The organism is Brevibacillus agri, assembly GCF_004117055.1.
In the GTDB taxonomy this organism is placed as follows: Bacteria; Bacillota; Bacilli; order Brevibacillales; family Brevibacillaceae; genus Brevibacillus; species Brevibacillus agri.
Window position 1 is genome coordinate 4,052,206 of sequence record NZ_CP026363.1, and the last position, 24,686, is coordinate 4,076,891.

General features: G+C 55.2%; 22 protein-coding genes. 2 read left to right on the plus strand and 20 right to left on the minus strand.

What is annotated here, in order from left to right; translation table 11 throughout:
• Positions 1-21: 21 nt before the first annotated feature.
• From hemL to hemA, 6 genes are all read right to left on the minus strand, one after another.
• Positions 22-1,314: a glutamate-1-semialdehyde 2,1-aminomutase gene (gene hemL / locus BA6348_RS19940; RefSeq protein WP_005826532.1), complete on the minus strand. Its 1,293-nt coding sequence runs from the start codon at positions 1,312-1,314 to the stop codon at positions 22-24.
• A gap of 7 nt (positions 1,315-1,321) precedes the next feature.
• Complete coding sequence (hemB, locus tag BA6348_RS19945; protein WP_005826533.1) at positions 1,322-2,296, minus strand: porphobilinogen synthase; 975 nt, start codon at positions 2,294-2,296, stop codon at positions 1,322-1,324.
• 1 nt (position 2,297) lies between these two features.
• Complete coding sequence (locus tag BA6348_RS19950; RefSeq protein ID WP_007782471.1) at positions 2,298-3,092, minus strand: uroporphyrinogen-III synthase; 795 nt, start codon at positions 3,090-3,092, stop codon at positions 2,298-2,300.
• On the minus strand, positions 3,089-4,018 hold the full coding sequence (gene hemC / locus BA6348_RS19955) for a hydroxymethylbilane synthase (protein ID WP_122952966.1): 930 nt from the start codon (positions 4,016-4,018) through the stop codon (positions 3,089-3,091). Before hemC ends, BA6348_RS19950 begins: the two co-directional genes overlap by 4 nt.
• A 24-nt stretch (positions 4,019-4,042) precedes the next feature.
• Positions 4,043-4,861, minus strand: coding sequence for a cytochrome C assembly family protein (locus BA6348_RS19960; RefSeq protein ID WP_005826536.1), 819 nt, complete (start codon positions 4,859-4,861; stop codon positions 4,043-4,045).
• Positions 4,862-4,932: 71 nt separating this feature from the next.
• Positions 4,933-6,294, minus strand: a complete 1,362-nt coding sequence (hemA, locus tag BA6348_RS19965; RefSeq protein WP_007782479.1) for a glutamyl-tRNA reductase — start codon at positions 6,292-6,294, stop codon at positions 4,933-4,935.
• Between the two features lie 281 nt (positions 6,295-6,575).
• Between hemA and BA6348_RS19970 the strand changes: the two genes are divergently transcribed.
• Positions 6,576-7,517 carry a DMT family transporter gene (locus tag BA6348_RS19970; protein WP_005826538.1) on the plus strand — a complete coding sequence of 314 codons (942 nt, stop codon included), beginning with the start codon at positions 6,576-6,578 and terminating at the stop codon, positions 7,515-7,517.
• Between the two features lie 128 nt (positions 7,518-7,645).
• Here BA6348_RS19970 and BA6348_RS19975 read toward each other — a convergent pair whose 3' ends face one another.
• The 12 genes from BA6348_RS19975 to racE form a co-directional block, all read right to left on the minus strand.
• Positions 7,646-8,998 carry a protein O-GlcNAcase gene (locus BA6348_RS19975; RefSeq protein WP_005826539.1) on the minus strand — a complete coding sequence of 451 codons (1,353 nt, stop codon included), beginning with the start codon at positions 8,996-8,998 and terminating at the stop codon, positions 7,646-7,648.
• Between the two features lie 52 nt (positions 8,999-9,050).
• Positions 9,051-9,719 carry a ribosome biogenesis GTP-binding protein YihA/YsxC gene (gene yihA / locus BA6348_RS19980; RefSeq protein ID WP_005826540.1) on the minus strand — a complete coding sequence of 223 codons (669 nt, stop codon included), beginning with the start codon at positions 9,717-9,719 and terminating at the stop codon, positions 9,051-9,053.
• Positions 9,716-12,058 (minus strand): endopeptidase La, encoded by a 2,343-nt coding sequence (gene lon, locus BA6348_RS19985; protein ID WP_025846996.1) that lies wholly within the window; start codon positions 12,056-12,058, stop codon positions 9,716-9,718. The genes yihA and lon overlap by 4 nt, the downstream gene beginning before the upstream one ends.
• A 271-nt stretch (positions 12,059-12,329) precedes the next feature.
• Positions 12,330-14,027 carry an ATP-dependent protease LonB gene (gene lonB / locus BA6348_RS19990; RefSeq protein ID WP_005826542.1) on the minus strand — a complete coding sequence of 566 codons (1,698 nt, stop codon included), beginning with the start codon at positions 14,025-14,027 and terminating at the stop codon, positions 12,330-12,332.
• A gap of 206 nt (positions 14,028-14,233) precedes the next feature.
• Positions 14,234-15,499: an ATP-dependent protease ATP-binding subunit ClpX gene (gene clpX / locus BA6348_RS19995; protein WP_005826543.1), complete on the minus strand. Its 1,266-nt coding sequence runs from the start codon at positions 15,497-15,499 to the stop codon at positions 14,234-14,236.
• A 20-nt stretch (positions 15,500-15,519) separates the two neighbouring features.
• The gene (gene clpP, locus BA6348_RS20000) at positions 15,520-16,101 is read right to left on the minus strand and encodes an ATP-dependent Clp endopeptidase proteolytic subunit ClpP (protein ID WP_005826544.1); all 582 of its coding nucleotides are present in this window, start codon (positions 16,099-16,101) and stop codon (positions 15,520-15,522) included.
• Positions 16,102-16,270: 169 nt separating this feature from the next.
• Positions 16,271-17,563, minus strand: a complete 1,293-nt coding sequence (tig, locus tag BA6348_RS20005; protein ID WP_005826545.1) for a trigger factor — start codon at positions 17,561-17,563, stop codon at positions 16,271-16,273.
• 142 nt (positions 17,564-17,705) lie between these two features.
• A complete protein-coding gene (locus BA6348_RS20010; protein WP_005826546.1) occupies positions 17,706-18,230 on the minus strand; it encodes a metallophosphoesterase family protein in 525 nt (174 codons plus the stop codon).
• 45 nt (positions 18,231-18,275) lie between these two features.
• Positions 18,276-18,869 carry an XTP/dITP diphosphatase gene (locus tag BA6348_RS20015; RefSeq protein ID WP_026558433.1) on the minus strand — a complete coding sequence of 198 codons (594 nt, stop codon included), beginning with the start codon at positions 18,867-18,869 and terminating at the stop codon, positions 18,276-18,278.
• The gene (rph, locus tag BA6348_RS20020) at positions 18,862-19,623 is read right to left on the minus strand and encodes a ribonuclease PH (protein WP_007782491.1); all 762 of its coding nucleotides are present in this window, start codon (positions 19,621-19,623) and stop codon (positions 18,862-18,864) included. The genes BA6348_RS20015 and rph overlap by 8 nt, the downstream gene beginning before the upstream one ends.
• Positions 19,624-19,835: 212 nt before the next feature.
• Positions 19,836-20,888, minus strand: coding sequence for a GerMN domain-containing protein (locus BA6348_RS20025; protein ID WP_026558434.1), 1,053 nt, complete (start codon positions 20,886-20,888; stop codon positions 19,836-19,838).
• A 103-nt stretch (positions 20,889-20,991) separates the two neighbouring features.
• Positions 20,992-21,804, minus strand: a complete 813-nt coding sequence (gene racE / locus BA6348_RS20030) for a glutamate racemase (protein ID WP_122952965.1) — start codon at positions 21,802-21,804, stop codon at positions 20,992-20,994.
• 169 nt (positions 21,805-21,973) lie between these two features.
• Between racE and BA6348_RS20035 the strand changes: the two genes are divergently transcribed.
• Complete coding sequence (locus BA6348_RS20035) at positions 21,974-23,041, plus strand: superoxide dismutase (protein ID WP_122952964.1); 1,068 nt, start codon at positions 21,974-21,976, stop codon at positions 23,039-23,041.
• Between the two features lie 77 nt (positions 23,042-23,118).
• On the opposite strand, the gene BA6348_RS20040 is transcribed toward BA6348_RS20035, so the two are convergent.
• Positions 23,119-24,177 carry a peptidylprolyl isomerase gene (locus tag BA6348_RS20040; RefSeq protein WP_005826556.1) on the minus strand — a complete coding sequence of 353 codons (1,059 nt, stop codon included), beginning with the start codon at positions 24,175-24,177 and terminating at the stop codon, positions 23,119-23,121.
• A gap of 123 nt (positions 24,178-24,300) precedes the next feature.
• Positions 24,301-24,684 carry a hypothetical protein gene (locus tag BA6348_RS20045; RefSeq protein WP_005826558.1) on the minus strand — a complete coding sequence of 128 codons (384 nt, stop codon included), beginning with the start codon at positions 24,682-24,684 and terminating at the stop codon, positions 24,301-24,303.
• Positions 24,685-24,686 lie beyond the last annotated feature (2 nt).

Genomic DNA, 24,686 nt, shown 5'->3' on the forward strand with positions numbered 1-24,686 from the left:
CTTATGTTTTTCGTACACGCTTTACGCTTCCAACGTTTTTTGCATAGCGCGGTAGCTCGCTTCGATCGTGCGTTCGATATCTTCCTCGGTATGCGCCAGCGAAACGAACATTCCCTCGAACTGGGACGGCGGGATCATGACGCCTTCGTCCAGCAAGTGGCTGAAGTAGGCGGAAAAGCGCTCCAGATCGGCCGTTTTCGCCGTTTCGTAGTTGATGACAGGCGTGTCGGTGAAGAACAGGCACACCATGGAGCCTACCCGGTTGAGCGTGTGCGGGATCCCCAGCTTGCGCGCATTTTCTGCGAGTCCTTCGCCGAGACGCGCCGACAATTTTTCCAGATACTCATACGCACCCGGCCTGCTCAGCTCTTGCAGCGTGGTCAAGCCTGCCGCCATCGCCAGCGGGTTGCCGGAAAGAGTTCCCGCCTGGTAGATCGGTCCTGCCGGAGCAATCTGCTGCATGATCTCCCGCTTACCGCCGTAGGCCCCGACCGGAAGACCGCCGCCGATGACTTTGCCCATCGTCGTCAGGTCAGGCGTGATGCCGTACAACTGCTGGGCGCCACCAAGCGCTACGCGGAAGCCCGTCATGACTTCATCGAAAATGAGCAGCGTGCCGTATTTCGCGGTAATTTCGCGCAGCCCTTCCAAAAAGCCGGGCTGTGGCGGAACGACACCCATGTTGCCGCCAATTGGCTCAACGATGACAGCCGCCAGGTCGTCGCCGAACGTTTCGAAGGCGAGCTTCACGCTGTCCAGGTCATTGTACGGCACCGTGATCGTATTCAACGCCGTTCCTTCTGGCACGCCCGGGCTGTCCGGCAGACCGAGCGTCGCGACACCGGAGCCTGCTTTAATCAGCAAACTGTCCGCATGGCCGTGGTAACAGCCTTCGAACTTCATGATTTTGTTGCGCTTCGTATAGCCGCGCGCGAGGCGCAGGGCGCTCATCGTCGCCTCTGTCCCGGAGTTGACCATGCGCACGACTTCTACGGACGGAACCAGTTCACATACGAGCTTGGCCATCTCGGTTTCGCGCTCTGTCGGAGCACCGAAACTCGTGCCAAGTGCCGCCACTTCCGTAATCGCGGCCAGCACGCGCGGATGCGCATGTCCGAGAATGAGCGGCCCCCAGGAGCCGATGTAGTCAATGTAGCTGTTGCCGTCCACATCAAAAATTCGCGAGCCTTCCCCTTTGGCGATGTAGACCGGATTGCCGCCCACGCTCTTGAACGCCCGCACCGGGCTGTTCACTCCGCCTGGTATGTAATGCTGTGCTTCTGCAAACAACTGCGTCGATTTTTCTCTTGTCATCTCGTCCTCACCTCGCCAGCCATTTTGCTACATCTTTGGCGTGGTACGTAATAATCAGGTCCGCACCAGCCCGTTTGAAGCTCACCAACGTTTCCATTACGATCCGCTCTTCGTCGATCCAGCCGTTTTGCGCAGCGGCTTTGACCATGGAATACTCGGCGCTCACATTGTAGGCGACGATCGGCAGGTTGAAGTTTTCGCGCAGGCGCAGCACCATGTCCATGAAGGCAAGGCCCGGCTTCACGATCAAAAAGTCTGCCCCTTCCTTCACATCGGAAGCTGCTTCGCGCAGTCCTTCGCGCGCGTTGGCCGCGTCCATCTGGTAGCTCTTGCGATCGCCAAACTGCGGTGTCGAACCAGCCGCATCGCGAAATGGTCCGTAGAAGGAGGACGCGTATTTCACTGCGTACGACATGATCGGAATATGCTGGAAGCCCGCTTCGTCCAAAGCTTCGCGAATGGCGATCACGAAACCGTCCATCATGTTGGATGGAGCGATGATGTCCGCTCCGGCTTTTGCCTGGGAAACGGCCGTCTTGCCCAAAAGCGCAAGCGTCTCGTCATTGACGACTTCGCCCTCGTGAATGACGCCGCAATGTCCGTGATCGGTGTATTCACACAGGCACGTATCGGCAATCACGATCATTTCCGGGTGGGCTTCCTTGATCTGACGGATGGCTTGCTGCGTAATCGCCTCGTCGTTGTACGCTTCCGTTCCGCAGGCGTCCTTGTGCTCCGGTACGCCGAACATCAGAACAGACTGGATTCCCAGCTCCACGATTTCCTTCATTTCTTCCGCCAACATATCCAGAGAGAGCTGGTACACGCCTGGCATGGAAGCAATCTCGTTTTTGATGCCGGTCCCTTCCACTACAAACAGCGGGTAAATCAGGTCTTCCACGCGAACGTGATTTTCCCGTACCAGATTGCGCATTGCCGCGCTTTTGCGCAAGCGGCGATGACGATCAAATGTTAGTGCCATGTCAATTCCCTCCCAGATTCTCTAGTAAAGCTTCTAACAGTCCATCCACGGTGTACTCGCTCGCGACCACGTCGACGGCAAGCCCGTTTTTTCTGGCTGTCTCGGCAGTGATCGGACCGATGCAGGCAATCCGCACCTGATCCAGCCAGCCTGGCGAGGCAAACGGCGCCATCGCCTGGATGAAATGAGTCACGGTAGATGAGCTGGTAAACAAAATGACATCAATCCGGCCTTCTTGCAACTGTTGGGCCGCTTCCGGCGCCCGTGACCCGTCGATGACCGTCTGGTAGGCGTCTACCTCTGTCACGGCAAGCCCCAGCTCTTTCAGCTCTGCCGGCAAAGCCTTGCGGGCGATATCGGCCCGCGGCAGCAGCACGCGCTGCCCCGGCTGAAGCTGCTCGTGCAAGCTCGCAAGCAAGCCCTCCGCTACGTAATCGGACGGAATGACCGCAACCGAAAGCCCGTGCTTGGTCAGCGCTTGCGCGGTCTTGGGACCGACCGCCGCGATCTTCCCGGCAAACGCCGCGAAGCCGACTCCTACCTGCTCCATGCGCTCCAGAAAAAACCGCACGCCATTGACGCTGGTAAAAATCACCCAGTCGTAGCTCGGCAGCTCGGAGATCGCTTCGTCGAGCTTTGTTTTGTCTGCGGGCGGGATCATTTTCAAGAGCGGAAAGGCATACGCCCCTCCGCCCAAACGCTCGATTTTGTCCACGAGCTCCTGCACCTGGCTTTTCGCGCGCGTCACCATGATGCGCTTGCCCGTAAGCGGCCCGCGCGATCCGACGGCTGTCATTGCTCGTTCTCCCGCAGCACCTGTGCGAGCACCTCGCCAGCTCCTTGCGCCAGAAGCGCTTCCGCTACCTGCACGCCGAGCGCCTGCGGATCGCGGCCAGTCGCCGTGTTTTTGAACATTTGTTTTCCGTCCGGCGAGCCGACCATCCCGGTCAAAGTGATTTGCTTATCTTCTCCGACCGTCGCGTAAGCCCCGATCGGAACCTGGCAGCCGCCTTGCAGCTTGTGCAGGAAGCTGCGCTCGGCTGTCACCGCCAGCCGCGTCGGCTCGTCGTCGAGCTGCTTCAACAGGGCCAGCGTCTCTTCGTCATCGGCGCGGCATTCGATGGCGAGCGCTCCCTGGCCGACGGCTGGCAGGCTGATTTCCACAGGCAAAAATTGCGAAATGTTCCCTTCGTAGTTGACGCGCGCAAGTCCCGCTGCCGCCAGGATGATCGCATCGAAGTTGCCTTCTTCCAACTTGCGGATGCGCGTATCAATGTTGCCGCGAAGCGATTCGATCTGAATGTCCGGGCGATGGGCGAGAATTTGCGCACTGCGGCGCAGACTGCTCGTGCCCACGAGCGCTCCTTCTTTCAGTTCATCCAATGTCTTGCCATCCAGGGACAAGAGGACGTCCCGCGGGTCAACCCGCTTCGGAATCGCACCGATCACGAGGCCCTCCGGCAATTCAGCCGGCATGTCCTTCAAGCTGTGCACGGCAAAATCCGTTTCCTTATCGTACAGCGACTGTTCGATTTCTTTGACAAAAAGCCCTTTTCCGCCAACCTTGGACAGCGTCACATCGAGAATGCGGTCGCCCTTCGTCACGATTTCGTGCAGCTCAAACTCAGCCTGCGGCGCGAGTTCTTTCAGTTTTTGTACGACCCAATTCGTCTGGGTGAGCGCCAGCTTGCTGCGACGCGTCCCTACTTTCCATTTTCCCATGACAGCCTCCTTGATGAACAGCCACTACCACCAGCTGTGAAATGTAGAAGTCGTAATGCCTAAAAAATTGATGAGCAGAAGCAAAAACGCCAGGACGTTCCACTGGGCGAGCCTGCGCATTTGCAGCGTATCCCGATAGCGTTTGTACAGCCAGAACGAATAGCTGGCCAAGACAAGCATGGAAGTAACTACTTTGGAGTCCAGCAAAAATTTCTCCGGCAACACCATTTTTCCCCAAATGATCCCCAGAACAATCGAGAGCAGCAGCATCGGCACGCCGAGCATGTTCATCCGGTAGGCGTAGCCTTCCAACTGGTCCAGGCTGGGCAGCCTGCGCAGAAGTGGAGTCCAGCGCCGCTCCTTGAGCATCTTATGCTGCAAGAGGTACATCGCGGAAAAGATCATCGACAGCGAAAACGCGCCATAGCTGAACATCGCAAGCGTCACGTGCGTCAAGAGCAGCTCCGAGGTCAAAACGTCAGATACTGCGACGATGGGCGTCTCTGGCAAGAACATCGACATGACCAGGACGACAAACCCGATAATATTTGTAAAAAAAACCAGCAAATCAATGCGAAAAAAATAGTGTAAGGCAAGTGATAGGCTTACCAGCACCCAGGAGTAAAAAAAGAGCGTCTCAAACAGCGTAATGACAGGAAAATAAGCTTTCATCACTGTCTGCGACACAAAAAAAGCAGTTTGCAAGGCCCAAACGACAATAAGCAACCCGAAAGCCAAACGATTGACTTTCCGGTTGCTTTGCAAGAAGTCGTTAAAATAGAAGAGAACACTTGCAGCGTAGAGAAAGATCGTCAGGTCGTAGATCCATCTCACCTCGGCCATGCACTCTCTCCCCTCTTTCCCTATCGGTTTCTATCGATGGCAGTATCGTTTTTGCAAAGAAGAGAAGGTCTTTATTTCGGCACACGGGAAGCCAGGACCTGCTCGCGAGCTGCTGGCTGCTTGCTTTTGTCGTCTGCCCAGAGCGCTTCCTGCTCTTTGCGTTCCAAAATTTCTTCGAGGGCAAACATCTTGGTGAAAATGTCCAGCACTTCATCTCCGTATTTGGTAGCTGCCATTTCCTTCAGGCGCACGACCGGATCGTGCATGAGCTGGTTGACGATCCCTTTGGTCGTCTTGCGGATGATGTGCATTTCGCGCTCGGTCAAGTTCGGCAGCTTGTTTTCTATCTTGCGCATCGCTTCACCCTGGATGGTGAGCGTTTTTTCACGCAGCGCGGCAATCAGCGGCGCTACGCCCAGCGTCTGGTACCAGGTCGTAAAGGCCACAATCTCCTCTTCGATCATCGCATCCAGCCGCTCCGCTTCCCGCGAGCGCTCTGCGACGTTGCTCGCGACGATTCCTTCCAGATCGTCAATGTCGTACAAAAAGACATTATCCAGATCGTGCAGGTCAGGATTCAGGTCGCGGGGAACCGCGATGTCCACCATGAACAGCGGACGGTGCTTTCTTTGCTTCATGATTGGCGCCAGATCCTTTTTGCCGAGGACGTATCCGGTCGCTCCCGTAGAGCTGATGACGATGTCGGCAGTGAGCAGCGCCTCAGGCAACTGCTCCATCGTACAGGAGTCCCCTTTGAATTTTTCCGCCAAAAGCTGTGCCCGCTCCAGCGTGCGGTTCGCTACCATGACTCGCTCGGAGCCGTTGGCGTGCAAATGCTTGGCTGTCAGCTCGCTCATTTTGCCCGCTCCGACAATCAGGACGGACTTCCCGGCGAAAGAGCCAAAAATCTTTTTCCCCAGCTCCACGGCAGCATAGCTGACCGATACGGCGTTTTGTCCGATCGCCGTCTCCGTATGGGCGCGCTTGGCAAATGTAATGGCTTGCTTGAACAGCGTGTTGAACACCGTTCCCGTCGTTTTCAGCTCTTGCGCCATCAGGAATGCGTCGCGCACTTGTCCGAGAATTTGCGTCTCTCCCATCACCATCGAATCGAGACCGGCAGACACTCTGAACAAATGGTCGATTGCCTGTTCATTCTCTTTTATATAAAGGTGATCTTTGAATCGTTCTTTTTCCACACCGAACCATTCCGCCAAAAAGCGGCGCGTATAGTCACGGCCGATATTGGCCTGGTCGCAGACGACATACAGTTCCGTACGGTTACATGTCCCCAGGATGACACATTCCGCAATACTCTTCGTCTGGGAGAGAAGATGAAGAGCGCGTGCAGTCCCATCATCGCTGAATGTAAACTTTTCGCGAACTTCGACAGGTGCCGTTTTGTAGTTTAAGCCCAGCAAAAGAATATCCATAGTGTCCTCCCAGAATGACATACGTGCATACGCCATATGTAAAATGCACTATTATTATAACATTATGTCCCGAATCGGCCACGAGTAATTGTGAAAAGTTTATTAACGGAAACGCGCTTTTCGGCGCTGATAGAGTCGAAAACATAGCTTGAAACGGCGGCAAAAAGCGACAAATGGCGCACGAATCCGCTTGAAATCCCGTTGCGAATCACGTATGATGCTGGCTATACGTCTACAAAAATAAAGTTTCGTAAACAAACCGGGAGGAGAGAAAAGAAGCATTGAAAAAACCATGGATGGCAGATATAACGCTGCTTCTGATCGCTTTGGTCTGGGGAACCACGTTTTTGATCGTGCAGCAGGCAATCGCCTCACTGCCCCCTAACACGTTCAACGCTGTTCGCTTCACGGTGGCCGCCCTGTTTTTGCTCGTCATTTTCCTGATTCGCTCTCGCCACCAGCTCGCAGCATTCCGCGGCCCGATCGTTCGCGCCGGGATCATCCTCGGCTTTTGGCTCTGTCTCGGTTACGCGCTGCAAACGGTCGGCCTTTTGTACACGACGCCTTCCAAAGCCGGATTCATTACGGGCTTGTCTGTCGTACTGGTTCCGCTGTTCTCCTTTTTGCTTTTGCGCGACAGGATCAAGCCTGTGGCGGTGATCGGCGTCATCCTCGCAGCAGCAGGCTTGTATCTTTTGACACAAAATCAGACCTTCTCGTTCAACCTGGGGGACGCGCTCGTGTTCGGCTGTGCGATTTGCTTCGCCATGCAGATCGTCTTTACCGGAAAATACGCGCCGCGCTTCGCGGCATTGCCGCTTGCGATCGTTCAGCTCGGGACGGTTGCGGTCATGAGCTGGCTCTACTCCTTTTTCTTCGAGGACTGGAGCCGGGCGTTTGATCCGGCGATCCTGTTCATCCCGGAAGTAGCGACAGGGTTGATCGTCACCTCGATCTTTGCAACGGCCCTCGCCTTTTTGGCCCAGACGGCTTTGCAAAAGCAAACTAGCTCCACACGCGTGGCGCTCATTTTCGCGCTGGAGCCTGTGTTCGCCGCGCTGACTTCGTACGTCTTTATCCACGAGGTACTGAGCGGCAGACAGTTGATCGGCTGCCTGATGATTTTTACCGGGATGATTTTGGCAGAGCTTCCGATCGGACAGTGGCTTGCGCAAGCGCGCTCGCGCAAAGGCAAGGCAAAGGAAGGCCGCGAGTCGGCCTGACTGATTCGAAACATTGGCTGTGCCAAGCCATTGGCGCAGCCTTACACAAAAAAGGTTCCTTCTCCCCCTAGGGAAAGGAACCTTTTTTCAAGAAAACGCCGAAAGCCCCCGGCAAGACAATCGCCTGGTCAGTTGCTCTTTCTGACCTCCTGCAAGATCGCGTCCACAAACAACTGCATGACCTGTCCGCACACTTTTTGCGGCAAGCGCTCCGTGCGCTTGATCCACTGCTTGAGCCGCAGCAGGTGGTAGGCGGCTTGCGGGATTTTGCCGCTCGTTCCGTGGTCGATCAGCGCGACGGCAGACTGGCCGACTTTGGCCCAATGGCGGTATTTTTCAATCCACGGCCGCGCTTCCTTCGCGAGCTTGAGGTTGCTCATCCCGCCGAGCAACTGGTGGGCGGTTTGCTCCATCTCGCGAAACAGCAAGGTCAGCTCGGAGACTGCCTTGTTCCGATCTCCCTGCAAAAACTGGAAGCGAAAAGCAAGAAACGCTTCGAGCAGGCGCGGCGACTCGCCTTCGCACAAAAACGAGCTTTGCACATTGTCGGCAAACGTGAAGAACGCTTCGGCATCGTCCTTGCCCGCCACTTCCTCCACCGCCTGCTTCCAGGCCGCGTCCGGATCGTAGCCTTGCGGATCGCGCAAATAGGCGGCCGTCGTCATCAACGGAATTTTCGAGCATTCAGGCAGCGACATCGCGTTTGCCACGTAGCCTGCGGCGTGCTGCCACAAGTCCGGGTCGCGATGGCGCAATGGGCCGATATGCAGCTCGCTTGCCATCGCCAGGTCGTTGACGGGGTAGTTATCCCAGTAAAACGGCTTGTGCCCCGTATATTCGCCGAAGCGAACCGCATCGCCATCCGTCAGGTACGGCGAGCAGACAAACCGCCCCGTCCAGAACAAGTCAATCTCTTCGGGCAAATGCCGGCCCAGGTGCTGGATGTACGGCTCTTTGCCAATGCCGTTGTACTGGGTCGGGCAGACGACCAGCTTGACTGGCTCTCCCCACTCCTGCATCGACTCCCAGACGCGCCGGGTAGTCTGCACGTGAGCATCTGCCAGGTGGGCAAACTGCGCGACATCCCGTTCATGCAGCAGGTGCATCGGGATGTCGTCGAACAACAAGGAAAAATACCGGACGCCTTTGTCGTACATCGTCCGATATTTTTTCAAAAGCAGCTCCGTGTGGGCCGGACTCGCATATTCCATGCTGAGGCCGGGGCTTAGACAGTACACAAACTGCATGCCCCGTCCCAGGGCGCTTGCGATCAATTCGTCCAGTTGGCGCATCGCCGCTTCCGGATGCGGCTCCATCCATCGCTCCCGCAAATATACATCGTCTTTGGGCGAGTAGAAATACGCATTGTAATCGTGCCGATGCAAAAAATCAATCATGTCCAGCCGCTCTGCATGCGTCCAGGGCGTTCCGTAGAAGCCTTCGATCACACCGCGTACGGCAAAGCAAGCCAGTTTGCTCACAAAAGCTGCCTCCCCTTCCCACTTGCGGATTGGGTCTTTGACGGTATCTGCGTTACTGTTCCCGCTCGCTCGCGGCTGCTGCCGACACAGAAGCGTCAGTCGCCTCCGCTGCTTCCACCTGCGCAGGCTGGTCTTTTTCCCGCAGTCGGCGCAAGATTTCGCCCCACAGCTCATCCTTGCCTTGACCTGTCTCCGAAGAAAACACGATGATCGTATCGTCACCGCGCATGTTCAACGTCTGGCGGATGATCTTCGTATGTTGCAGCCAGCGTCCGCGGGCAATTTTGTCGCCCTTGGTCGCGACGACGACCGTCGGAATGCCGATCTGTTTGCACCATTCGTACATCGCCACGTCGTCCTTGGAAGGAGCGTGGCGAATGTCGACGAGCTGGATGACGAACCGCAGCTCTTTCCGTTTTTTCAGATAGCCCTCGATCATCTTTCCCCATTGTTCCTTGATCGTCTTCGCAACCTTGGCGTAGCCGTAGCCGGGAAAGTCGACGAAGTAGAGCATCTGGTTGACGCGGAAGTAGTTCAGCGTCTGGGTCTTCCCTGGCCGCGAGCTGATGCGCGCGAGCCCTTTGCGGTTCATCATTTTGTTGAGCAGCGAAGACTTGCCCACGTTGGAGCGGCCGACGAGAGCGATCTCGTGCAGGCCGTCCTCCGGGTATTGCTTCGGTCCGACAGCGCTGATGACGAACTCGGCTGAAGTTACTTTCATGATTTTTCACCTGCTGTCGGCTGTCTGGTCAGGGCGTGGCGCAACACTTCATCCAAGTGCTCGACCGGATAGAAGGTCAGTTCTTTTCGCACGCTCTCCGGTATATCTTCAATGTCTTTCTCGTTGTCTTTTGGCAAAATAATCGTCGTCAAGCCAGCGCGATGCGCGGACATGCACTTTTCCTTCAGGCCGCCAATCGGCAAAACTCTTCCGCGCAGGGTGATTTCGCCCGTCATCCCCACTTCTTTTTTCACAGGGATTTGCGCGAGCGCCGATACAAGTGCGGTCGCCATCGTAATTCCTGCGGACGGGCCGTCTTTTGGAATCGCGCCCTCCGGAACGTGGATGTGGATGTCGTTTTTCTCGTGGAAAAGCGGGTCAATCCCCCACTGCTCGGCACGCGAGCGAATGTAGCTGAAGGCCGCCTGCGCGGATTCCTTCATGACATCGCCGAGCTTTCCGGTCAAGGTGAGTTTTCCTTTTCCTGGCAGGATGCTGACCTCTACGTTCAGCGTATCGCCGCCTGCCTGCGTCCAGGCGAGGCCCGTCACCGAGCCGATCTGGTCTTTTTTCTCCGCCAGGCCATAGCGGTAGCGCGGTTTGCCGAGCAGCGTCTCCAGTGTCTTCGCGGTGACGACGACGCGCTTTTTCTCCCCGCTGACGATCAGCTTGGCGGCTTTCCGGCAGACGTTGGCGGCTTCGCGGTTCAGATTGCGCACGCCAGCTTCGCGCGTGTACAGGCGGATGAGCTTGAGCATGGCGTCCTCGTGCACTTGCAGCTTATCCTTGCCAAGCCCGTGTTCTTCCATCTGCTTCGGCAGCAAGTAGCCGCGCATGATGTTGAGCTTCTCCAGCTCGGTGTAGCCGGAGATCGAAATGACCTCCATCCGGTCCAAAAGCGGGCGCGGAATCGTGTCGAGGCTGTTCGCCGTCGTGATGAACATAACATTCGTCAAGTCGTACGTCTCTTCGATATAGTGGTCGCTGAACTTGTCGTTTTGGTTCGGGTCCAGCACTTCCAGGAGCGCCGATGCCGGATCGCCCCGGAAATCGGACGCCAGCTTGTCGATCTCATCCAGCAAAAAGACCGGATTGATCGTGCCCGCCTGCTTCATCCCCTGGATGATGCGGCCTGGCAGCGCGCCCACGTAGGTGCGGCGATGCCCGCGAATCTCGGCTTCGTCACGCACGCCCCCGAGCGAAATGCGCACGAACTTGCGCTCCAGTGCGCGTGCGATCGAGCGCGCGAGGGAAGTTTTCCCGACGCCGGGAGGTCCAACCAGACAGAGAATCGGCCCGCGCATCGAGTTGACGAGCTTTTGCACAGCCAAATATTCCAGCACGCGCTCCTTCGGCTTTTCCAGACCGTAGTGATCCTCGTCGAGCACTTCTTGCGCGTGGTGAATGTCGAGATTGTCCACCGTCGTCTTCGTCCACGGCAGAGCGAGCAGCGTGTCGATGTACGTCCGGATGACCGAGCCTTCCGCAGAAGTGGCTGGCATCTTTTCCAGTCGTTCCAGCTCTTTTTCGATTTTCGCCTTGATTCTTTCGGGAGCGTCGGATTTCTCCAACTGCGCGCGCAGCTCATCCACTTCTCCCTGACGGCCGTCCTTATCGCCGAGCTCCTTTTGAATGGCTTTCATCTGCTCACGCAAGTAGTATTCCTTTTGCGTGCGCTCCATCTGCTTTTTCACGCGGTTGCCGATCTTGCGCTCCAGCTCCAGCACCTCGCGCTCGTTGTTCAAAATATCCAAAAGAATTTCGAGCCGCTCCTTGATGTTGACCGTCTCCAAAATCTCCTGTTTGTCCTTCATTTTCAGCGGCAGATGGGAAGCAATCACGTCAGCCAGTCGGCCCGGTTCTTCGATGTCTGTTACGGATGTAAGCGTCTCGGGGGAAACTTTTTTCGACAGCTTGATGTATTGCTCGAAGTGGTTGAGCAGCGAACGCATCAGAGCTTCTACTTCATTTTCCTCCGTTTTTTCTTCTTCCAAATATGTAACGGACACAACGAAATAATCTTCCTGTTGAAGATATTCCTCGATCTTGGCCCGTTGCAGTCCCTCGACCAGCACACGGATTGTGCCGTTTGGCAGCTTCAGCATTTGTTTCACACGCGCAACGGTACCGATGCTGTAAATTTGCTCTGCCTCTGGCTCCTCTATATGAACTTCTTCCTGTGTCGCAAGCAAAATCTTGTTATCGTCCACCATGGCTTGCTCCAGTGCGCGGATGGACTTTTCCCGTCCAACGTCCAGGTGGAGTACCATGGTCGGATACACAAGCAATCCTCGCAACGGGAGAAGCGGTAATTCTCGTTTACCGGAACGTTCGCCCAAGCGGATGCACCTCTCCTTGTTGATCTATCCCTTCTTGCCAAGAGCCTGATAACAGACAAAAACGGCTCCCAAAGCCGTTTTTTGCCCACCCGGCATATCCGAATCACCCCAGACGACACGTAGAACAGACAGTCATTCTGACGCGTCCATCCCCAGCATTTGGGGAGCCCGTTACAGGCCGGGTAGGGCCCCGGGCTCTTTGCAAGCAGAAGCTTTTTACCATTGTAGCGCAAACACAATCCGATGTCTAATCCGCGGGCGCTTGCGACTGTTAGAGCGTCATTGGCGAGGAGGCCAAATCCTCCGCCGGAATCTGCAAGGTAAATCCAGGCGCTTCCTCATCCTGCACAGCGACCTTCGGCACAGCCAGTTCCATGACTTGCGAGACGGTCGAAACCGGAATCACCTCGATGCCCTTCATGTCAGCGAAAATGCTCTGCCAGTTTTCTTCGGGAATCAGCACGCGCGTCGCTCCCGCCTGCCGGGCCGCCTCGACCTTGGCGACCACGCCGCCCACCGGCTTCACCTTGCCGTGAATGCTCACTTCGCCCGTCATGGCGAGCAGGTTGTCTACCGGCACTTCCATAATCGCCGAATAGATGGCGACCGCAATCGCGATCCCTGCGGAAGGTCCGTCGACAGGGACTCCGCCCGGGAAGTTGACATGCAGATCGTAATCGTACGGACGAACTCCCATCCGGTTCAACACGGTCAGGACGTTTTCGATCGACCCTTTGGCCATGGACTTCCGGCGAATCGTGCGGCTGCGGCTGCCCATTTCCTCTTCCTCGGCCATGCCCGTCATCGTCATTCGCCCCTGACCAGGCACGGCGGTTGGCGTAGCCGTCACTTCCAGCTCCATGACGCTGCCCATGTTCGGCCCGTAAACGGCAAGCCCGTTCACCAGCCCCACCTGTGGCGTATCGTGCACCTGCTTTTCGGGGCGCGGCGATTTTTGGCTGCTGTGTACGACCCACTCCACATCTTGCGCGATGATCGTATTGCGTTCCTCGGTTAGCGCAATCCCTGCAGCGATTTGCAGCGTGTTGATCGCTTCGCGGCCATTGGTGGCGTAACGCTCGATGACTGCCACTGCACTGTCCTCGATGGTCATCTGCATCTTGGGAACGGCTGTGCGCACGATGCTGCCGATTTCCGCGCCTTTCAACGGCCGGAAGAAAATCTCCAGACAACGAGAGCGCAGGGCGGCAGGAAGCTCTTCAGGCAGCCTTGTCGTCGCGCCGACCAGACGAAAATCGGCAGGCAGCCCATATTTGAACACATCGTGAATATGCGACGGAATCTGATTGTTTTCCTCGCTGTAATAGGCGCTTTCCAGCATGACTTTGCGGTCTTCGAGCACTTTCAGCAGCTTGTTCATTTGCACAGGGTGAAGCTCCCCGATCTCATCGAGAAAAAGCATGCCTCCGTGCGCTTTCGTTACCGCGCCCGGCTTCGGCTGGGGAATGCCGGCCTGACCGAGCGAGCCCGCCCCTTGGTAGATCGGGTCGTGAACAGAGCCGATCAGCGGGTCCGCAATCCCCCGCTCGTCAAACCGGGCAATCGTCGCGTCAATTTCGATAAACTTGGCGTCCGCATTAAAAGGCGAAAGCTTGTTTTTCTTCGCTTCTTCCAGCACGACCCGGGCAGCAGCGGTCTTGCCCACTCCCGGCGGTCCGTAGATGATGACGTGCTGCGGGTTCGGTCCGCACAGCGCGGCACGCAACGCCCGCAGCCCATCCTCCTGCCCTACGATTTCCTCCAGGGTAGCGGGCCGTGTTTTTTCTGACAACGGTTCTGTCAAGGCGATCATTCTCATTCTGCGAATCGTGTCCAGATCTTTTCGCGATTCTTTTTCCGTGGAAGTTTTCGTGTTTCTCTGCGCTCGCAGCAAATTCCAGAAGTAGGTGCCAATCACAATTCCAACAACCACTTCAATGACAGCAATGACCAACGTGGTATAGTCCATATGCAGTCCCTCCCATGCGTCCTTGCAGCTTTTTTACGCATATGTAAAAGCGTCTCTTCAACGATATCAAGTAGTATTGCCCCGCAAACGAGTACGTAAACCATAAACCCGCAAAGCCAACTGGATGAATATGGAAGAAGGTAGCAACGTCTCTTGAAAAAACAAAAACCACCCCGCAAAAGCGGGATGGTTCGCTCAAACAACGATTATGCAGTTTCGCCGTGCAACTCGCGGCCTTCTTTGGTCATAAGGCGCGGCTTCACTTTGTCGCGCACCGTTTCTTCCGTGATGACGCACTTGGTCACGTCCTCGCGGGAAGGCAGCTCATACATCATGTCGAGCATGATCTGCTCGATGATGGCACGCAGTCCGCGCGCACCGGTATTGCGCTTGATCGCCTCTTTGGCAATTTGCAGGAGGGCGCCGGCATCAAACTCCAGCTCGACGCCGTCCAGGCTGAGCAGTTTTTGATACTGCTTCACCAGCGAGTTTTTCGGCTCGGTCAAGATGCGCACGAGCGTCTCCTCGTCCAGCGGCTCCAATGTAGCCAGAACTGGCAAACGGCCGACGAACTCTGGGATCAGGCCGAATTTCAGCAAGTCTTCCGGCAGGATGTACTTGAGGTACTCGCCCGCTTTCAGATCGCCTTTGACACCATCGGCAAAATCAGCGCCGAAGCCGATTACCTTTTTGCCCAGACGACGCTTGATGATTTGCTCTACCCCATCGAATGCACCGCCACAGATGAACAAAATGTTCGACGTGTCGATCTGGATAAATTCCTGATGCGGATGCTTGCGTCCGCCTTGCGGTGGAACGCTGGCAACCGTGCCCTCCAAAATTTTCAGGAGAGCCTGCTGCACGCCTTCGCCGGAAACGTCGCGCGTAATCGAAGGGTTTTCCGACTTGCGTGCGACTTTATCAATTTCATCGATGTAGATGATGCCTTTTTCGGCTTTTTCCACATCGTAGTCAGCAGCCTGGATCAGCTTGAGCAAAATGTTTTCCACGTCTTCGCCCACGTAGCCGGCCTCCGTCAGAGAGGTGGCGTCCGCGATCGCAAACGGCACGTTCAAGATGCGCGCCAGCGTTTGCGCGAGCAACGTTTTCCCGCTACCTGTCGGCCCGATCAGCAGAATGTTGGACTTTTGCAGCTCCACATCCTCGATCTTCGCCCCGGAGTTAATCCGCTTGTAGTGGTTGTACACCGCTACAGACAGCGATTTTTTCGCCAAGTCCTGGCCGATGACATAGTCGTCCAAGATTTTGCGGATTTCCACAGGCTTCGGAATTTCTTTCATGTCGATTTCTTCTTCCGTGCCCAGCTCTTCCTGCACAATTTCGTTGCACAGTTCGATACACTCGTCACAAATGTAAACGCCAGGACCGGCTACCAGCTTGCGCACCTGTTCCTGGGACTTGCCGCAGAAGGAGCACTTCAGTTGGCCTTTGTCGTCGTTAAACTTAAACATGCGCTTCACCTCACAACGGGTCAGTTTTTGCGTTCGATAATCGTGTCAATCAATCCATAGGCCTTGGCTTCTTCTGCACTCATGAAGTTGTCGCGATCGGTATCCAGCTCGACCCGCTCATACGGTTGACCTGTACGCTCGGACAAAATCTGGTTCAGTTGGCGCTTCGTTTTCAGAATCCATTCCGCGTGAATACGGATGTCCTCTGCCTGTCCACGCACGCCTCCGAGTGGCTGATGAATCATCACTTCGCTGTTTGGCAAAGCAAAGCGCTTGCCTTTGGCGCCAGCAGCGAGGAGAAACGCTCCCATGCTGGCAGCCATGCCCACGCAAATCGTGGACACATCCGGCTTGATGTACTGCATCGTGTCGTAGATAGCCATACCTGCTGTTACAGAACCGCCTGGAGAGTTTATGTATAGCGAAATGTCTTTTTCCGGATCTTCCGCCTGCAAAAAGAGCAGTTGGGCCACTACCAGATTGGCAACTTCATCGTCAATCTCCGTGCCGAGCAGAATAATCCGGTCTTTCAAGAGGCGCGAGTAAATATCGTAGGAGCGCTCGCCTCTGCTTGTTTGCTCGATGACCATTGGGATCAGCATTATGTATCTTTCCTCCTTTGCGGTAAAAGGGGTCGCCCTTTAGTTGAGAAGGATTTTACCAAAAAGTCGATGGTGGAAAAACAAGGCACGAGTGCATCGTGCCTTGTAGTTGGTACAGCCAGTGGCCAAGAGAGCCTGACCACTGGCCAATCATGCGTTCTTCCTAAGCTTATGCGCTTACTTTGCTTTGTGCAACCAGGAAATCGACTGTTTTGCGAATTTGCACGTCGCGGTACAGTGCCAGCATGTTGTCTTGGGCAGTGAAGATTTTGCGCAGCTCGTCAGCAGGACGGCCGTAAACGCCAGCCAGCTTGTTCAGCTCTTCGGTTACATCTTCTTCTGTCGCTTCGATTTTTTCCGCTTTGCCGATTGCTTCCAGTGTCAAAGATGTGCGCACGCGGGAGGTCGCATCTGCACGCAGTTGGTCGCGCAGTTGGCTTTCGTCCATACCGGAGAACTGGTAGTACAGCTCCAGTGTCATGCCTTGGTATTGGAGGCGTTGGCCGAACTCGTTCACCATTTGGTCCAGCTCGTGCTCAACCATCACAGCCGGCAGATCGATTTCCGCGTTTTCCGCTGCTTTCAGAACCAGTTGTTCGCGAACATACTGTTCTTTTTCTTGCGCAGCTTTTTCTTCGAGTTTTTTCTTGGTGTCAGCTTTCAGCTCTTCCAGCGTGTCGAACTCGCTCACGTCTTTTGCGAACTCGTCGTCCAGCACTGGCAGGTTTTTGCGCTTCAGGCTGTTCAATTTCACTTTGAATACCGCTTCTTTGCCAGCGAGGTTAGGAGAATGGTACTCTTCCGGGAAGGTTACCTTGATTTCTTTTTCATCGCCGATAGCAAGACCTACGAGTTGCTCTTCAAAGCCAGCGATGAAAGTGCCGGAACCCAGTTCCAGAGAGTAGTCTTCTGCTTTTCCGCCTTCGAATGCAACACCGTCTTGGAAGCCTTCGAAATCAATGACAACGATGTCGCCTTCTTGGGCAGCGCCTTCTTCAACTGCTACCAGTTCAGCGTGACGCTCTTGCATGCGCTTCAGTTCAGCATCCACGGTCTCGTCAGTCACAGTGAAGTCTTTTTCTTCGATGGTCAGACCTTTGTAGTCGCCGAGCTTCACTTCTGGCTTCACGGTTACAGTAGCTTTGAAGATCAGGTTTTTCCCTTTTTCCATTTGCTCTACGTCTACTTCTGGACGATCTACCGGCTCGATGCCAGTTTCACGAACAGCTTGTCCGTAAGCGGCTGGAAGCAGAATATCGAGCGCGTCTTGGTACAGAGACTCCACACCAAAACGGGATTCGAACATTTTGCGCGGTACTTTTCCTTTGCGGAATCCTGGAACCTGAACCTTTTGCACAACTTTTTTAAACGCTTGATCCAATGCTGCGTCTACTTGCGAAGCATCTACCTCAACCGTCAGGACTCCCTGGTTATTCTCTACCTTTTCCCAATTTGCTGCCACGTAAACTTCCCCTCCTAAATCGAATCAACAGAACATCGCCAGCCGCGCCATGGTATCTTCGCAGGCTCGGATGATAATATTCTAGCCATTATAACCATTCTAGTATAGCATAAATCTTTTATTTGACAAGAAGCCACTCGATTCAGCGCCGAATCGAATAGCTTCCGCCCAAATCACGCACCACGTTGCCCTGGTAGTCGTAAAAGGTGACGGCCACCTGAACCGTTTTTGGCGTGACGCCCGTCTCCTCGATGATCGCGTAGGTCGGCACGTCAAAGCCTCTCGGCAACTGCAGGCTGCCCGGATTCAAAAACAGAATATCCCGCTCCACGCCACAGGCCGGAACGTGCGAGTGACCGAAGACGACCACGTTTGCGCCGACTTCCTCGGCCCGGTAATGCAGGCGAAGGAGCGAGCTTTTGACTCCGAACAGGTGCCCGTGCGTTTGCAGGATGTGCAGGTCCCGCCAGTTGGTCTGCTGCTCGACAGGAACCTCAGAAGTCGCATCACAGTTGCCTCGCACAAGCGTCATCCGGGAAAACGGCTCGCGCTTGTGGTCGACGCAAAAATCGCCGCAATGCAAAATTTTGTCGACCGAATGTCGGTCTGCCACCTGAGCAACTTCGCGGACAAGACCGTGGCTGTCACTTACGACGAGAATGCCCATCGCGCCTCACTCTCCCGTGTTCTCTTCTGTCAGGCTGTGCGCCCGCTATTTCAGCACTTCCAAGAGCTTCTGCATCGCTTTGGCCCGGTGGCTGATCTGGTTCTTTTCCTCCGGCAAAAGCTCCGCCATCCTTTTTTCCAGCTCGGGAATGTAGAAGACGGGGTCGTAGCCGAAGCCGTTTGTTCCTTTTGGCTCGCGAGCGATCAGCCCTTCACAGGCGCCTGTCGCGATAATCGGCTCCTCGCCCGGAACGACCAGCGCCAACGTGCAGCGAAAACGCGCGGTGCGCTGCTCCATCGGCACGTCTTCTAGCTCGTGCAGCAGCTTGCGCCAGTTTTGTTCGTCTGTCGCTTCTTCCCCGGCGTATCGGGCGGAGTAGACGCCCGGGCGTCCGTCCAGCGCGTCCACCTCCAGCCCGGAGTCGTCGCCAAGAGCCGGCAGTTGCAAGTATGTAGAGATTTCGATTGCCTTTTTCAGCGCATTGGCTTCAAACGTGTCCCCGTCCTCCACCACTTCCGGCACGCCCTCGTACTGCGCAAGGCTGGTGCCTTCCCAGCCGTAATCGGCAAACAGTCGGTTGAACTCTTTCACTTTTCCCTGGTTGCGTGTCGCCAGGACGACTTTTTTTCGATCAGACATGGCTTTCCTCCGCTACGTTTTCGGCAAACGTCAGGGGAACATCAGAGAGCGCCTGCTTCTGGCTCTGGATCAGATTGCCGATCCCGATTTTCGCAAGCGCGATCATCTCCTGCAACTGCTCCGGGGAAAACGGCGCGTCCTCGCCGGTGCCTTGCAGCTCGACGAACTTGCCTTTGCCTGTCATGACGACATTCATGTCCACCGTCGCTGTCGAGTCTTCTTTGTAGTTCAAATCCAGCACGGTCTCTTCGCCGATCACCCCAACAGAGGTCGCCGCCAGAAAATCGTTCAGCGGCAGTTGCTTCCAGACGCCGCTCTCCACCAGCTTTTGCATCGCGTCGACCATCGCCACATACGCGCCCGTGATGGAAGCGGTGCGCGTACCGCCGTCCGCCTGAATCACGTCGCAATCCAGCCAGATCGTGCGTTCTCCCATCGCCTCCAGATGCACCACCGAACGCAGCGCGCGGCCGATCAGACGCTGAATTTCCATCGTCCGTCCTCCGACCTTGCCTTTGGAAGACTCACGCGCGTTGCGGGTCGCTGTCGCGCGGGGAAGCATGGAGTACTCGGCTGTGATCCAGCCCTTCCCGCCGCCACGCATGAAAGGCGGTACCCGATCCTCCAGAGTTGCCGTACAAATTACCTTGGTGTCTCCGACTTCGATCAGGCACGATCCTTCTGCGTGTTTAATGTAATTGCGCGTAATCGTTACTGGGCGCAACTGGTCATGGGCACGGCCATCCACTCTCATTCCAAGTTCCTCCTAAATCGCTTTGATACACTCCGCTCATTATACCAGAGGCAGGAAACGATCTGCCACTGCCCAAACGACTCTGCCTTATTTACAGCAATTGCAAATATTCGGTTGACTCTTTTTTGGCGGTAAAGGGGCGCGAAAAAATGTTTGGAAAAGAAAAAACCACGCTCGCAACATTCGGGCGTGGGTAGGCAGGCTTGACGGAATTAAAACGCGATCGGATTGAGCTGCAACGGACGGCTCACAGGCTTCGTAAAATCGCCGCTGGCAAGCGGTTTGCCCTCGACGAGAAGCTGCACCTGCTTGGCTCCCGTCGAGTCCGTCAAGGAAAGCACGAGGGATTGCAGCGCCTCCGGGCTTGCTTCCTTGCCGTCGTCGTACTTGAGAATGTCGCTGCTCAGGTTGACGGTAATCAGGTCTTTCTCCTGTTTTACGTCCAGCACGCGGGTCGTCCGCAGCAGGGAGCTGAACAGTTGCGAGCCTTGCTTCGGCCCTTTGATAAGCTCCTCCACGGTCGCCTTGGCGATGTCCGCTGTCTCCGGAACGAGACGGGTGACCGGAACGTAGTACGTGCGCTTGTCATCCAGTTGCCCCTGGAAATAAACCGTGACCGCTGACGTATTGCCCGGTGTCGCTCCGTCCGCCAGCTCCAGATTGACCCCGTGGTTGCGGTCCAACTGCGTAATCGGCGTGCTGGCGGCCGGCATCTCGGTAAGCGGTGTTCCGTTCACCCAGATTTGCACCGTCTTGACGTTGGAAAACTCGGTCAGCGCCCGCGTCACTGCGTCGAGAATTTTTTTCTCGTCTTTTTCCTCATACGTTTTGAACTCTTTGGAAAAGTCCACCGTCGCCACGCCGTCTTTGATAACCAATCCTTTCACTTCCGTCCCTGCCGGCAGCACGGCTGAAAAGCCTCCCTGCAGCATGCTCTCGACAGGCCCGCCCTTGACCATGTAGCTCAACACTTGCTTGGCAGGACCTTCTGATTTCGGAAGCGTCAGCGACACCGGTACGACGTAGCCGTTTGCGTCGAGCAGATAGACGGTCTTGTCACTTGTCTGTTGGACCGCTTGCTCGCTGCCTTGGACGGCGACATCGGGTGAAACTGTACCGTTTGGCTGATCGGCTGAAACCTGTGACTGTGGCGGTGCGTCGATGCTGCTCGTTTCCGATTCCGGGCCAAACAGACCGCAGCCCGACAAAAGCACGGCGCTTACCCCCAGAACGGCCGTCATTTTGCCTATGTGTCCCATCTTCATTTCCCCAGCCTCCTCCAGACACTTTGTACTACCATGTATACGAGCAGGGCTTGGGTTTATGCGTTGAAAGTTTGTCTGGCAAAAAGGACAGCCAGCCGCGTTTTTACGGCTGTACCGATTTTTCCAGGGAGTGATGCAGGACGTTCACCTTGCTGGCCAGCCACTCTTCGGCGATCGCCCGGAAGCGCTCAGCGTCTCCGCTCGTGACGAACAGATGCTGGCCCGGCTCTTGCTGTCCGCGACCAGCCAACGGAGCGATCTGGACGGACAACTCGCGCGCTGTTTCCTCGGCGGAGCTGATTAACCGGACGCCCTCTCCCATGACCTCCTGGATCACGGGCGCCAAGAGCGGATAGTGGGTACAGCCGAGAATCAAAGTGTCCAGATTCTCCGCGAGCAAAGGCGCCAATGCTTCTTTTACGATCATGCGCGCCTGGTCCGAGTTCGCCTGATGATTTTCCACCAGCGGCACGAACGCCGGACAAGCCTTGCCCACCACATACAAATCCGGCTCGGCACGCAAGAGGGCACGTTCGTATGCTTTCGTGCGAATCGTCATCTCGGTTCCGATCACGCCAACCCGTCCATTTTTGGTCACCGAAACGGCTGCACGCGCTCCCGGCTCGATCACCCCGATCACCGGCAGCGGCAAATAAGCCATCGCTTCCTCCAGGACGACCGCTGTTGCCGTATTGCAGGCAATCACCAGCGCCTTGAGCGGCGTATTCATGACGTAATCAATCATTTGAAAGCTGTATGTCCGAATCTCTTCCGGGGACTTGGAGCCGTACGGGCACCGCGCGTTGTCTCCTACGTAGATGATCGTTTCTTCGGGTAGCTGACGCATGACTTCTTTGGCTACGGTCAATCCTCCCACTCCTGAATCAATGACGGCAATCGCTCCATCTCTACTCATGCAAATGTGTCTCCCCTGTTGTAATGAATATAGTACAGCATACCACTCAAACATTTGTGCTACTACCATATGCCGAGTTTAATTTTCTTGTACTCCGCGAATGTCGCACCTTCTCTGGGCTGCGTTCATAATCTGAAAATGAGATGCGCCCAAGTGAGGAGGAATTTTTTTGGAAGAGAAAACCAAGCAATTGCTGGATTGGAGTCAGTGGGGCTGCCAATGGATCGATCATTTGCGGAGACAAAAAACACTGAACCGGGAGCTGGAGCGGCATCTGCACAAATTTGAAGAATCTTTTACCAAAATAGGAAGACAGGCTACGCGGATGGATAAGACCGAAGCAATAGAGTTGCTCCCGGCGCTCATCGCGCGGGCAGAGCAAGTACAGGAGCAGTTCCACCATTTTTTGCGGCTGGCCCAGCTTACGGAGGATGAACGGTTCGACGAGCCGACAATGGCGCACGAGGAGCTTTTGGAAACGGAAGCGGTACAAGGAGCACAGGAGGCGCTCGCAGTCACACCCGCTCAGATGAACCAGGCCGCCATCCCCGCCCCTGCTGCCTACCAGGCCGTACGAGACACCGCACGCGAGCCGGTTCGCGTCGCACGCCCCGTCGCCCCTGGCCGTCATACGCTTCCCCCGCTGCCGTACGCGCCGAACGCCCTTGAGCCGTATATCGACGAGCAGACGATGCGCATTCATCACGAGAAGCTGCACCAGAAGTACGTAGACGATCTGAATACGGCGGAGCGAAAGCTGGTCGAAGCCCGCCAAAGCGGCAACTACGACTTGATTCGCCACTGGGAGCGCGAGCTGGCTTTTAACGGAGCTGGCCATTATTTGCATACGATTTTCTGGCCGTCCATGAGCCCGCACGGAGGCGGCACGCCAACAGGCGATCTGGCTGAAGCGATTCAGCGGTACTTCGGGTCTTTTGACGCATTCAAGCAGCAGTTTTCCCAGGCAGCCGGAAAAGTGGAAGGCCCCGGCTGGGCGATCCTCGTCTGGTCACCGCGCGCCCAGCACCTGGAAATCTTGACGGCGGAAAAGCATCAAAACCTGGCGCAATGGGATACGGTCCCGCTGCTCGTGCTGGACGTCTGGGAGCACGCCTATTTTCTCCAGTATCAAAACCAGCGGGACAAATACGTGGAAAACTGGTGGAACATCGTCCATTGGCCCTACGTGCAGGAGCGCTTCCAGCAGGCGCGGAAACTGCGCTGGGAACCGTTTTGAGCTGCTTTTTTTCGCAAAAAGCCCCCTGTTCTCCCAAAAGCATCGGGCTGAAAGGGGGTACCTGGTTTCTGTTGCGTTTACGGATTGTAAATGACAAACTCGATCTTCTGCACCTTCACCGGATTGTTCAGCGGCCTTGCCGCCTCATCCGTTTTTTGCGCGGCAATCTTGTCGACGACTTCCATCCCTTCAAACACATGCCCAAATACCGTGTGGCGGTTGTCCAGGTAGGCCCGTCCGCCTATTTCCTTGTACTTGGCTTCTGCATTCAGTGGGAGCGCGGATAGATCGAGGTACTCCTGATCTACCTTGGGACTTTGTACGATATAAAAATGTGTGCTGTTCGTATTGGGTCCCGCGTTGCCCATGCTGAGCGCTCCGCGGAAATTGAACAGGTCGCGGTTAAACTCGTCTTCAAAATCTTGGCCGTATATGCTCGGCAGCTCCTTGCCATCCGGCCCTGTCAGTTCGCCTGCCTGAATCATGAAATCGTTGATGACCCGGTGAAAAATCATGTCGTTGTAGGCGCCTTTTTTGGCCAGCGTCTTAAAGTTTTCCACCGCTTTCGGAGCCTTGTCCGGAAACAGCCTGAGCTTGATGACCCCCGCATCTGTGGTCATCACGCCTATTTCTTCTCCTTTTTGCGGCTTTTCGAGCTGGATCAGCCTCACATCGGACACATCGATCCCGGAATCTTGCCAGATGACGCCCCATGCCTGCCAGGCGGCCCCGTCCATACTGCCGCGTTTGACGAGGCCGATCCAATCTGTTTTTTCGATCACTCTGTTGTCTGCCGTATAGCCGACATATTTGAACTTCACGATGGCGCGGTAATTGTTGTAGGCATCTTCCTTTGTCACCGTGTACAGCTTCTCCGGCACGGCCTCGACGACCTGAACGGACTTGAACAGCGCCAACCCTTTTACATAGTCTTGCATCGCAAAATGGTTCAACGAGTCTTTGGCCAGCAGCTTCTCCAGCTCAGCCGGATTCGCCCGATGCTTCACCAGCGCCTGGGCAAAATCTGCTACCTCCTGCTTGTCCCCACTGTGCGGGCGAAATTGGTGGGACTGGACTTCGGAGCGGTAATCGTGAGTGGCGCTTGCTGATACTTGCTGGACGACACATAATGCCAAAGAATCTTCTATTCTGTTAATTGTTCCACAAAATCAATATTGTTCGCGCTGCATATAGAGGAAAAAAGAAGCCCCAGACAAGTAGTTGGTTACTCGTTTGGGGCTTTCGAGTTATATATAGTTCTATATTTTCATTTCCAACAATTTACTAATCGCTTTAAATAAGACGTTTTCTACTGTGCCTCCTTTTGCTTTCACTAGAATATTTTTATCCTCATCAAAGACTTCGATTCTGTATAATAAACCTTCATAATTATGACTTAAAATATACTTAAATTCGTTTCTCTCAAGCCATAACATTAAGTCATAGATGTTTGGAAGCCATAAGCCATTTTTATAAACTTCTTCGGGTGATAACAATATTTCATCGGGAATAATTCTCCCACCTACACACCACTCATCATCGTTAAGCTTGTAAATATCAAATGGTGCAATTTCATCCACATAGTATGTTCTCTTAAAGCCTAATGATATTAATTTTTTTGCATCTTTTTCTCCCAAATACATAT